General features: G+C 68.7%; 9 protein-coding genes and 1 pseudogene. 5 read left to right on the top strand and 5 right to left on the bottom strand.

Annotation, left to right across the window (positions count from 1 at the left end; translation table 11 throughout):
* From I53_RS32030 to I53_RS29040, 3 genes and pseudogenes are all read right to left on the bottom strand, one after another.
* Nucleotides 1-77, bottom strand: a 77-nt coding sequence (locus I53_RS32030; protein WP_251982492.1) for a DUF1028 domain-containing protein, incomplete at its 3' end; no start/stop codon positions are given.
* Nucleotides 74-727, bottom strand: a pseudogene (gene crtI / locus I53_RS29035) (phytoene desaturase family protein); the annotation flags it as partial. The pseudogene crtI and the gene I53_RS32030, both read right to left, overlap by 4 nt.
* Before the next feature lie 73 nt (nucleotides 728-800).
* The gene (locus tag I53_RS29040; RefSeq protein ID WP_043357636.1) at nucleotides 801-2,225 is read right to left on the bottom strand and encodes a hypothetical protein; all 1,425 of its coding nucleotides are present in this window, start codon (nucleotides 2,223-2,225) and stop codon (nucleotides 801-803) included.
* A gap of 277 nt (nucleotides 2,226-2,502) precedes the next feature.
* Here I53_RS29040 and I53_RS29045 point away from each other — a divergent pair, with 277 nt between their 5' ends.
* The 3 genes from I53_RS29045 (at nucleotide 2,503) to I53_RS29055 (ending at nucleotide 5,253) form a co-directional block, all read left to right on the top strand.
* Nucleotides 2,503-3,474: a GDP-L-fucose synthase gene (locus I53_RS29045; RefSeq protein WP_043357622.1), complete on the top strand. Its 972-nt coding sequence runs from the start codon at nucleotides 2,503-2,505 to the stop codon at nucleotides 3,472-3,474.
* 75 nt (nucleotides 3,475-3,549) lie between these two features.
* Nucleotides 3,550-4,572 (top strand): lipase, encoded by a 1,023-nt coding sequence (locus I53_RS29050; protein WP_043357624.1) that lies wholly within the window; start codon nucleotides 3,550-3,552, stop codon nucleotides 4,570-4,572.
* Between the two features lie 3 nt (nucleotides 4,573-4,575).
* The gene (locus I53_RS29055; RefSeq protein ID WP_043357626.1) at nucleotides 4,576-5,253 is read left to right on the top strand and encodes a GDSL-type esterase/lipase family protein; all 678 of its coding nucleotides are present in this window, start codon (nucleotides 4,576-4,578) and stop codon (nucleotides 5,251-5,253) included.
* On the opposite strand, the gene ilvD is transcribed toward I53_RS29055, so the two are convergent.
* Nucleotides 5,254-7,083: a dihydroxy-acid dehydratase gene (gene ilvD / locus I53_RS29060; protein WP_043357638.1), complete on the bottom strand. Its 1,830-nt coding sequence runs from the start codon at nucleotides 7,081-7,083 to the stop codon at nucleotides 5,254-5,256.
* 128 nt (nucleotides 7,084-7,211) lie between these two features.
* Between ilvD and ade the strand changes: the two genes are divergently transcribed.
* Nucleotides 7,212-8,933, top strand: coding sequence for an adenine deaminase (gene ade, locus I53_RS29065; protein WP_043357628.1), 1,722 nt, complete (start codon nucleotides 7,212-7,214; stop codon nucleotides 8,931-8,933).
* Between the two features lie 86 nt (nucleotides 8,934-9,019).
* Complete coding sequence (locus tag I53_RS29070; RefSeq protein WP_043357630.1) at nucleotides 9,020-9,445, top strand: organic hydroperoxide resistance protein; 426 nt, start codon at nucleotides 9,020-9,022, stop codon at nucleotides 9,443-9,445.
* 171 nt (nucleotides 9,446-9,616) lie between these two features.
* Here the strand turns inward: I53_RS29070 and I53_RS29075 are convergent, their stop codons facing one another.
* Nucleotides 9,617-10,450 (bottom strand): MaoC family dehydratase N-terminal domain-containing protein, encoded by an 834-nt coding sequence (locus I53_RS29075; protein ID WP_043357632.1) that lies wholly within the window; start codon nucleotides 10,448-10,450, stop codon nucleotides 9,617-9,619.
* Nucleotides 10,451-10,500 lie beyond the last annotated feature (50 nt).

Below are 10,500 nucleotides of genomic sequence, written 5' to 3' on the forward strand. Positions count from 1 at the left end.
GGCGAGATCCTGAGGGCCGCCGATTGCTTGCCGCGCTTGTCGCCGCCGGCCGCATCGCCGGCCTCCAGCGCCCGCATGAGCCGCTCGTCGATCGGAACGGGTTGCCGCCGATCAGCAGCGGGTGAAAGCTGAACACCGTGCGCAGCCGCTCGTCGCGGATGAACCGCGCCACCACCTCGTAAACGGAACGGTGTCCGGACAGGCGCAACAGGTCGGGTGCGATCTTGAGCATCGATCCGACACTGCCGAAAGGCACATGACCGAGCTGCTCGAAGCCGATCCGGCAAACGGCACGGCTGTGAGCCATGAAGCGCTCGTAGCCCGCGACGTCGTCCGGTGCGAAGCGCGCGACCTCGGCGCGCATGCGATCCACGTCGCCGCTATAGGCGAAGGATGTCCCGTCGGCGAAGCGGATCCGGTAGAACGGATCCATCGGCACCAGCGTCACATCGTCCGCGAGCTGGCGGCCGGCGAGCTGCCAGAGTTCCTCGAAAAGCTGCGGGGCTGTGACGATCGTCGGACCGGCATCGAAGGTGAAGCCGTCCTGCCGATGGACCCGGGCACGGCCCCCGGCCTGGGCCAGGCGTTCGAGGACGGTTACGCGGTAGCCCCGCGCACCCAAACGGATCGCGGCGGCGAGACCCCCGAAGCCTGAGCCGACGACGACGGCGTGCGGACGCCCATCGATCGAATGCGCAACCCTGTGGTCGACCGCGAGTGTCAGCATTGGTTGACACTACTGCGGCCTTTCACCGACGCGCAAGGTCGAAGTGCCGTCCGCCGTGCCGGGTCCCAGTCGTTCAGAACTCGCCGGCCAGTCCGGCGCGGACGCCGACGGCGTTGTCGCCGCCATAGGCCATGCCGGCCGTGACCGCGATCGGGACGCAGCAGGTCGGCAAGCGGTGCGCCACCGCAAGGCCGCCCGCCCACTCGCCCCGATAGGTCGCGCCATTCGTCGCCCAGGTGGTCTTGCCCGGCGCGGACGGCATCGGCGCGGTCGCCATCGCGATGGCCATCGCCACGCCCTGCCGGGCCTCCTTGCGGGTCTGGATGGCGTAGCGCTGCACGGAATCCGTCTTGGCCTCCAGCGCGTTGACCTGTCCCTGGACCGAATCGATTCGGTTGCCGAGACCTGCGATCGTCGACGGCCCGTAGGCCGAGGCCGCAAGGTTGCCGCTTGCATCGGTGGTCACGAAGGCCGTCGCTCCGCTCTGAGCGGCAGCGCTCGCCTGAGATGCGACGCCGGCCAGCCGGTAGGTGTTGGCGGAATTGCCGATCGCCACTTGGTTGGCCTGCGTGGTCTTCACGTTGGCGCCGATGGCGATCGTGTTGGCTTGGTTGGCGGCAGCCCCGTTGCCGAGCGCGACGCTGTTGTTTCCGGCGGCCGAAGCGGCCGCGCCGATGGCGGTGGAACCTGTCCCGGTCGCGCCGGCGACGAACCCGAGCGCGGTGCTCCCGGCCCCCGACGCCGCAGATGCCGTACCGATGGCCGTTCCGCCGAGGCCCTGAGCGCTCGCCGCAAAGCCGAGGGCGACGCTGCCGGTATTCGCCGCGCTCGCGCCGGTGCCCACGGCGGTCGATGCAGAACCGGCCGCACTTGAACCGGCGCCCACCGCGAGGGCGTCGGCGCCGACAGCGATCGGGGCGGCCAAGCCGCTGGTGTTGTTGGCGGCGACGCCGGTGATGCTGGACAGCTGTGAGAGCCTCAGGTCGGTGATTACGGTCTGGCCCTGGGACTGCGTGGTGGTCCCTGTGACGATGTAGAGACCCTGATTGGCGCTGGCGGCTGCTCCGCTTCCCGCTGTTCCGCCGGTCCCGCCGCCGGTCACATTTCCGCCGGTTCCGCCGGTGGTTCCAGTTCCGCCAGTTCCGGTTCCGCTCGCCGTCCCGAGGTTGAGACCGGTGCCGAGCAGTCCGTCGCCTGGGCCAGTCGTGCCGACGACCAGACCGGTTCCGAGGACGCCTCCGCTCGTGGTCCCGACGTTGAGGCCGGTCCCGAGGATGCCGGTCCCAGGAGCGGTGGTGCCGAGCGTCACGCCGGTACCGAGAATGCCACTCGTGGTTGTGTCCAGGGTGCCGCGAAGAAGCTGCGCCTGGACCGGTGTCGTCTGCGCCGTGCAGATCAGGAGGCCGGCGGTGAGCGGGATGGTCGGCGTGATCCACCAGCGGGGGACGGCGAGCCAGGCAGCCCGGGCGCGAGCCGGCACGAGGGTCGAGGGACGCATCTGGAACTCCATTGCTGCGCAGCGGGACGGGGTTCCGAACCGGCCATGCAACTCAGCGATCAGCGAGCGGGAACAGAATGCATCTTCTAGTGGAATGATTAACGCTAACTTTCGGTTGTATTGATATCGGAAGTGCCCGCACAGATAGGTGTTCTCCCGGCGGCCGAGGGGGTACCGGCAGCCGCCTCAGAAAACGCGTGTTTGCGCGGCGATATCCCGACGGAAAGGGGCTATAGGGGCTTGGAAATCCGAGCTTTCGGCAGGGAACGGACGCGTGATGGACGGTCGAGGTCAGACCATTTTCGTGGCGGGCCATCGGGGCATGGTGGGTTCGGCGATCGTGCGTCGGCTGCGTGAGCTGGGCCACGAGCGCATCCTCACGGCCGACCGCCAGAGTCTCGACCTTCTCGATCAGGCGGCGGTCCGTCGCTTCTTCGCCGACAACCGCATCGATCAGGTCTACCTTGCGGCCGCCAAGGTCGGCGGCATCCACGCCAACAACACCTATCCCGCCGAATTCATCCACGAGAACCTGCTGATCCAGTCGAACCTGATCGACGCCGCGCACACGCACGATGTCGACCGGCTGCTGTTCCTCGGCTCGTCGTGCATCTACCCGAAGCTGGCCCCGCAGCCGATGCGCGAGGACGCGCTCCTGACCGGGCTTCTGGAGCCGACCAACGAGCCCTACGCCATCGCCAAGATCGCCGGGATCAAGATGTGCGAGAGCTACAACCGCCAATACGGGCGGCGCTACCGCAGCGTCATGCCGACGAACCTGTACGGGCCGAACGACAACTTCCATCCCGAGAACGCCCACGTCCTGCCGGCGCTGATGCGCCGCCTTCACGAGGCGAAGGTCGAAGGCCGCCCGTCGGTCACGGTCTGGGGCACCGGCCGGGCGATGCGCGAGTTCCTGCACGTGGACGACATGGCCCGCGCCAGCGTCTTCGTGATGGAGATGGACGACGGGGTCTACGCGGCCAACACGCGGCCGGACCTGTCGCACATCAATGTCGGCACCGGCGAGGATTGCACCATCCGGGAGTTGGCCGAGGCGCTGGCCCAGGTAATCGGCTACGCAGGCCGGCTCGACTTCGACGCCACCAAGCCCGACGGGACGCCGCGCAAGCTGATGGACGTGTCGCGCCTCAGGGCCATGGGCTGGCGGCCGGAGATCGGCCTAGAGGACGGGCTGCGCCAGACCTATGGATGGTTCCTCGAGAACCACGCCTCGATTCGGAGCTGAGCGGCCGCGCCGGCGCGGCCGCCTCATCCTTTCACTCCATCGCCACCGACCATCCGCTCGGGGAGGAGACGGTTCATGGCCCATCGGCCACCCGATGACAGCGCCGATGCGCGACGCCGGAAGTTCCTGCAGAGCTTCCAGAACTTCGACGCGAACAGCCGGTTTCCCGCACCGTACGTCCAGTTCGCCGGCAAGCCGCTGACGGTCGCGGGCGGCCAGGATTGGCGCTACGACGCCCTCGGGTATCGCAACGACGCGCATGCGGATACGCGGCCCTCATCCGAGACGCTGCGGGTCTTCGTCGTCGGCGACAGCACCCTGATCGACGGACAGGTCTTCGCCGATACCGTGCCGGGGCGGCTGGAGACCGGGCTGAAGCAAGCCCATGGGGCGGGGGCGCGCGTCTACAATTTCGGCGCCGTCTCGGCCTGCCTGAATCAGATGATCGCCCTGGTCACGACGCGGCTGATGGATCTTCAGCCCGACGTCATCCTGATCGTCGGCGGAGCGACCGACATCTTTCAGCCCTGGAGCTTCGATCCGCGGGCCGGCGTTCCATACAATCACTTCGCCAATGAAAGTCTTTACGATTACTTCTTCGACCCGAGGAAGAGCGCAGAGGACACGGTAGCACTGTCCTATGACGGCCTGCAGGCGATGATCTTCAACCGTCTCGAAAATCTGCGGGCGCTGACGAACTGGCAGTCCGAGATCTGGGAATGGGAGGTCGTGCGGCAGTTCGAGCTGGCGCTCAGGCGGCTCGCGCGGCTCGCTCCCGGCATCGGTGCCCCGGTTCGGTTCCTCCTGCAGCCCACGATCGTCCGCAAGGGTGCGCCCGTCGGCACGGAGGCGGGCACGGCCTCCGACGTGTTCCTGGCCTATCTCGACCGCCAGTATGCACGTTTCGAGGGTGTTCTCGGCCGGCTGGATACGCGGGATTCAGCCTTTGCGGCCCGGGACCTCAGCCGCCTGTTCGAAGGCGACGCCCGAAACCTTTTCACGGACATCGTTCACGTGACCTCAGAGGGCCGCCAGATGATGGCGGACCGCCTCCAGGCGGAGGTGGGCGAGACCCTCGGGACCGCGACGCCGGCCTGAACCGTGCGCGAACCGATCGTCTTCATCGGGGATTCAATCACCGAATTGTGGGGCTTCCACCGGGCCGGCACCTTCGAGGCCTACAACCTGATCCCCCGCGGCGGGTCCGGTCAGACGGCCCGCTGGATCACCATGCGGTTTCGGCGCGACCTCGAGGAAACGCGAGCCCGGGGCGTGCATCTTCTGTGCGGTGTGAACGATATCGGCCGCAACGAGGGCTTCTTCGTCCCGGCCGACGAGATCGCCCGAACGCTCGCCGGCATGCTCGACGAGGCCCGTGCCATGGGCGTGCAGGCCTGGATCGGCTCGATCATGCCCGCCGCCAGCATCCCCTGGAATCCGGAGGTGCGCGACGCGCCGGCAATGATCGCGGCGGTCAATGCATGGTTGCGAGACCATGCGCACGAGCACGGCGCGACATTCATCGACTACCATGCGGTGCTGGCGACCGAGACAGGCGGACTCCGGCCCGAATACGGCACCGACGGGCTTCATCTGAGCCCGGCCGGCTACGCCGCCATCGAGCCGCTGATGCTCGCCGCGCTCGGGCGCATCCCGCCGCCGACGCCCGGAGGGGTGGGGCGGGGCGCAGCGAAGGTCCGCCGACGGTGGATCGGTCTTGCGGTGGCGGCGGCAGCGCTCCTCGGTGCTGCCGCCGTTCTGGTTCTCGGCGCCCGCTGATCAGAGCCGGCGCACCGCCCCGTGGGCCGCGCTGGTCGTCAGCATGGCATAGGCACGCAGTGCCGTACTCACCTTGCGCTTGCGCGGGGTCGCCGGCTGCCAGCCCGCCGCGTCCTGCGCGATCCGCCGCCGATCCAACTCCGCCTGATCCACGTCCAGATGAATGCGCCGGTTCGGGATATCGATGGCGATCCGATCGCCGTCGCGCACGAGGCCGATCAGGCCGCCCTCGGCGGCCTCCGGCGAGACGTGGCCGATGGACAGGCCCGAGGAGCCGCCGGAGAACCGCCCGTCGGTGACGAGGGCGCAGGCCTTTCCGAGCCCCTTCGATTTCAGGTAGCTCGTCGGATAGAGCATCTCCTGCATGCCGGGGCCGCCGCGGGGCCCCTCGTAGCGGATCAGCACCACCTCGCCGGCCGTGACCTTGCCGTTGAGGATGCCGTCGACGGCCGCGTCCTGGCTCTCGAACACCCGCGCCGTCCCGGTGAAGGTCAGGATCGAGGCATCGACGCCTGCGGTCTTCACGATGCAGCCCTGCTCGGCGAGGTTGCCGTAGAGGACCGCGAGCCCGCCATCCTGCGAATAGGCGTGTGCGGCATCGCGGATGACGCCGCCTTCCCGGTCGAGGTCGAGCTCGTCGAAGCGGGATTCCTGGCTGAAGGCCACCTGGGTCGGCACGCCGCCCGGGGCCGCCCGGTAGAAGGTCTGGACCGACGCGCTCGGCGCGGCGCGCACGTCCCAGCGGGCAAGGGCGTTGCCCAGCGTGCCGGCCGAGACGTTGCCGACCTCGGTGTCGATCAGACCGGCCCGGTCGAGCTCGCCGAGGATCCCCATGATGCCGCCGGCCCGGTGCACGTCCTCCATATGGACGTTGGCCACCGCAGGGGCGACCTTGCACAGCACCGGCACCCGCCGGGACAGCCGGTCGATATCGGCCATGGTGAAGGGCACCTCGCCCTCGTGCGCCGCCGCCAGCAGGTGGAGGACCGTGTTGGTCGAGCCGCCCATGGCGATGTCGAGGGTCATGGCGTTCTCGAACGCCTTGAAGCTCGCCACGGCGCGCGGCAGCACGCCCGCGTCGTCCTGCTCGTAGTGGCGGCGGGCGAGATCCACGATGAGGTGACCGGCCTCCACGAACAGGCGCTTGCGGTCAGCATGGGTGGCGAGCACCGAGCCGTTGCCCGGCAGCGCCAGGCCCAGCGCCTCGGTGAGGCAGTTCATGGAATTCGCCGTGAACATGCCCGAACACGATCCGCAGGTCGGGCAGGCCGAGCGCTCGATCACCGCGACATCCTCGTCGGAGATGCGGTCGTCGGCTGCGGCGATCATCGCGTCGACGAGATCGACCTTCCTGGCGATGCCCGGCAGCTGGACCTTGCCGGCCTCCATCGGGCCGCCCGAGACGAACACCGTCGGGATGTTGAGGCGTAAGCTGGCCATCAGCATGCCGGGTGTGATCTTGTCGCAGTTCGAGATGCACACCATCGCGTCGGCGCAATGCGCGTTGACCATGTACTCGACGGAATCGGCGATCAGCTCCCGGGACGGCAGCGAGTACAGCATCCCGTCATGGCCCATGGCGATGCCGTCATCCACCGCGATGGTGTTGAACTCCTTGGCGACGCCGCCGGCGGCCTCGATCTCGCGGGCGACCAGCTGGCCGAGATCCTTGAGGTGGACATGGCCGGGCACGAACTGGGTGAACGAGTTCACCACGGCGATGATCGGCTTGCCGAAATCGGCATCCTTCATGCCGGTGGCGCGCCAGAGGCCGCGGGCGCCGGCCATGTTGCGGCCGTGGGTGGTGGTGCGGGAACGATAGGCGGGCATCGAGAGCTTCGACTGGTTCAAAGGTGAAAGGCTTCTGCGCCGGTGCTCGCGCCTCTGCAAGCGTCGCGGAAGGGGCCGCCCCCGTGGCATGCTCCTGGCAGATGGCAGGACGGAGGGATCATATCGTGATGACACAGGTGGAATCGCTCCGGCGGGCCATCGCGCAGGGCCAGGGTCGCACGGAAGCTGACCTCGTCCTGAAGGGCGGCCGTTTCCTCGACCTCATCACCGGGGCGCTTGTCGCCTCCGATATCGCGATCTGCCGCGACCGCATCGTCGGCACCTTCGGCCACTATCGCGGCACGCGGGAGATCGACATCTCCGGCAAGGTCGTTGTGCCGGGCTTCATCGACACGCATTTCCACGTCGAATCGTCGCTGATGCCCCCGCAGGAATTCGAGCGCTGCGTTCTCCCCCACGGCGTCACCACGGGGATCTGCGACCCGCACGAGATGGCCAACGTTCTCGGAACGGACGCCTTCCGATGGTTCCTTGCTTCGTCCGAAACGCTGGCGATGGACCTGCGCGTGCAGCTCTCGTCCTGCGTCCCGGCCACCGACCATCTGGAAACCTCGGGGGCGCGGATCGACGCGCAGGACCTGCTGTCCTTCGTCGGCCATCCGAAGGTCATCGGGCTCGCCGAATTCATGAACTTCCCCGGCGTGCTGGCGGCCGATCCCGGCGTGCTCGACAAGCTCGCCGCGTTCCAGGGCCGGCATATCGACGGTCACGCCCCGCTCCTGCGCGGCCTCGCACTGAACGCCTACATCGCGGCCGGCATCCGCACCGAACACGAGGCCACCACGCCGGAAGAAGCCCTGGAGAAACTGTCCAAGGGGATGACGGTGCTGATCCGAGAGGGCTCGGTCTGCAAGGATCTGCACGCGCTGGCGCCGATCCTGACCGAGCGGACGGCGCCGTTCCTGGCCTTCTGCACCGATGACCGGAACCCCCTCGACATCGCCGAGGAGGGGCATCTCGACTTCGTTATCCGGACGGCCATCGCCCTCGGTGTCCCACCCCTCGCCGCCTATCGTGCGGCCTCGTGGTCGGCGGCCCGGGCGTTCGGGCTTCACGACCGGGGGCTCGTCGCCCCCGGCCAGCGCGCCGATCTCGTGGTGCTTGACGATCTCGACACCTGCGCCGTGTCCCAGGTTCTCAGTGCCGGACGCCCGGTGAATGAGGCGCTGTTCGCCACGCGACCCGCCGTGGAGCCGATCGGCCGCGGCAGCGTGCGGGCGCAGCGGGTCAGCGCCGCGGATTTCGCCGCGCCGGGCTCCGGGCCTTCGACGCCGGTGATCGGGGTGATCCCGGGCCAGATCATCACCCTGCGTCACGACCTCGCCCTGCCCTATTCCGGCGGGGAGCGCCGGATCGACCTGGACCAGGACGTCATCAAGGTCGCGGTGGTGGAACGGCACGGCCGCTCGGCGCCGGGGGTGCGCGGCATCGGGGTCGCGTTCGTGAAAGGCTTCGGCCTGAAGCGGGGGGCCATCGCCTCGTCGGTCGGGCATGACAGTCACAACATCACGGTCGTCGGGGCGGATGATTCCGACATGGCCGTGGCCGTGAACCGTCTGGGCGAGATCGAGGGCGGCTTCGTCGTGGTCGAGGGTGGCGAGGTGCGCGCCGAGATCGCGCTGCCCGTCGCCGGCCTGATGAGCCTGATGCCGTTCGACGACATCCGCCGGTCGCTCGTGACTCTGCGGTCGGCCGCCAGAGGCCTCGGTGTCGTGCTGCCGGAGCCCTTCCTGCAGGTGGCGTTCCTGCCGCTCCCGGTCATCCCCCATCTCAAGATCACCGACCGGGGGCTTGTGGATGTCGACCGTTTCGCCCTGATCGACCCTTGATTTCGATTGTGCGCAATCTAAATGGGGGTGTGCGAAGGCCCGCCGGCGCCTACATGCCGACTTTCTTCCTCCAACCGGAGATCGCTATGTCCGTAGATGTGAAGTATCGCACCACCGCCACCGCCACCGGTGGCCGCGACGGCGCCGCCCGCACGGCCGACGGCAGCTTCGAGGTCAAGCTGTCGACGCCGAAGGAACTCGGTGGCGCGGGTGGCCCGGGCGCGAACCCGGAGCAGCTCTTCGCCTCCGGCTACTCGGCCTGCTTCCTCGGCGCCATGAAGGCCGTGGCCCCGTCGCTGCAGCTCAAGGTCCCGGCCGATACCAGCGTCACGGCTGACGTCGGCATCGGTCCGCGCTCCGAAGGCGGTTTCGGCATCACCGCCGATCTCACGATCAGCCTGCCGGGCCTCGACCGCGCGGACGCGCAGAAGCTCGTGGACGCCGCTCACCAGGTCTGCCCGTACTCCAACGCGACCCGCGGCAACGTCAACGTCGGTCTGAAGCTGGCCTAAGACGGTGTCCGGCGGGTTTCGCGTCCGCGAGGCCCGCCGTCGCACCACCCGCGGGCTCGATCCGCGGGTCGATGCCGTGCCGTCGTGGCGCCGCGACGCGTACGCTGATGGCGCCGGCCCGCAATCCGTGCCGGACGAGGCCGCCCTCCGACTGACCTCGCGCGCCGGATCTCACATGTCGGCGCGGGCGCGCATGCAGACCTTCCCTGCTGCATCGAGGGTCACACCCTCGAACCCGGACCCGCGGGTTCGGCCGCAGACGCGAAAGGTCTGGTTGGCCGTCATCGGCGAGACGCCGCGATAGGTGAACATCCGCGGCACGTGTCCCAGGAGCGTGGCGGCGAGGTTCATCAGCAGCGTGGCCTGCATCGGGCCATGGACGACGAGATCGGCATAACCCTCCACCTGCGTCGCGTAGGGCTGATCGTAGTGGAAGCGGTGGCCGTTGAAGGTCATCGCCGAATAGCGGAACAGCAGCGTCGGCGTCGCGGGCACTGCCCAGATTGCCGCGTAGTCATCGGGATCGTCGCGTTCGGGCGCGGCATCGGTTCCGGTCTGCGCCCCGGCCGCCTCGCGATAGACGATGTCCTGCCGTTCACGGATCGCGACGCCCCGACCCGTGGCGACGGCGTGCTCGACGGTGACGAAGCACAGGCTTCCGCTTCGCCCGTCCTTGAAGACGACGTCCCGCACCGTCTCGGTGCGGGTGACGGCGTCTCCCGCGCGCAGATCCGAAAGGGTCTCGATCTGTCCGCCCGCCCACATCCGCCGGGGCAACGGCACGGGCGGGAGGAACCCACCCTTCGCGACGTGGCCGTCCGGCCCGAGGGCGTCGGCGGCCGGCGTCTCCGGGGCGAGACACCAGTGCAGCGCCGGCCACGCGATGCCGTCGGCGACCGGGGCGAGATGCGGCCCGAGGGTCGCGCGGAACTCGGCCATCAGGCGCGGGGTGACGAGGTCGGAGGCCTCGCGTGTCCGGCCGATCCAGGCGGCAAAATCGGTCATGTCAGTACGAACGCGGCAGGCCGAGCACATGCTCGGACAGGTAGGCGAGG

Source organism: Methylobacterium sp. B1, from assembly GCF_000333255.1.
Taxonomy (GTDB): Bacteria; Pseudomonadota; Alphaproteobacteria; order Rhizobiales; family Beijerinckiaceae; genus Methylobacterium; species Methylobacterium fujisawaense.

Coding starts and splice junctions, on each gene's coding strand:
- ade (WP_043357628.1), top strand. CDS start 7,212: ATGACACAGGTGGAATCGCTCCGGCGGGCCATCGCGCAGGGCCAGGGT.
- I53_RS29045 (WP_043357622.1), top strand. CDS start 2,503: ATGGACGGTCGAGGTCAGACCATTTTCGTGGCGGGCCATCGGGGCATG.
- I53_RS29040 (WP_043357636.1), bottom strand. CDS start 2,225: ATGCGTCCCTCGACCCTCGTGCCGGCTCGCGCCCGGGCTGCCTGGCTC.
- I53_RS29075 (WP_043357632.1), bottom strand. CDS start 10,450: ATGACCGATTTTGCCGCCTGGATCGGCCGGACACGCGAGGCCTCCGAC.
- I53_RS29050 (WP_043357624.1), top strand. CDS start 3,550: ATGGCCCATCGGCCACCCGATGACAGCGCCGATGCGCGACGCCGGAAG.
- I53_RS29070 (WP_043357630.1), top strand. CDS start 9,020: ATGTCCGTAGATGTGAAGTATCGCACCACCGCCACCGCCACCGGTGGC.
- ilvD (WP_043357638.1), bottom strand. CDS start 7,083: ATGCCCGCCTATCGTTCCCGCACCACCACCCACGGCCGCAACATGGCC.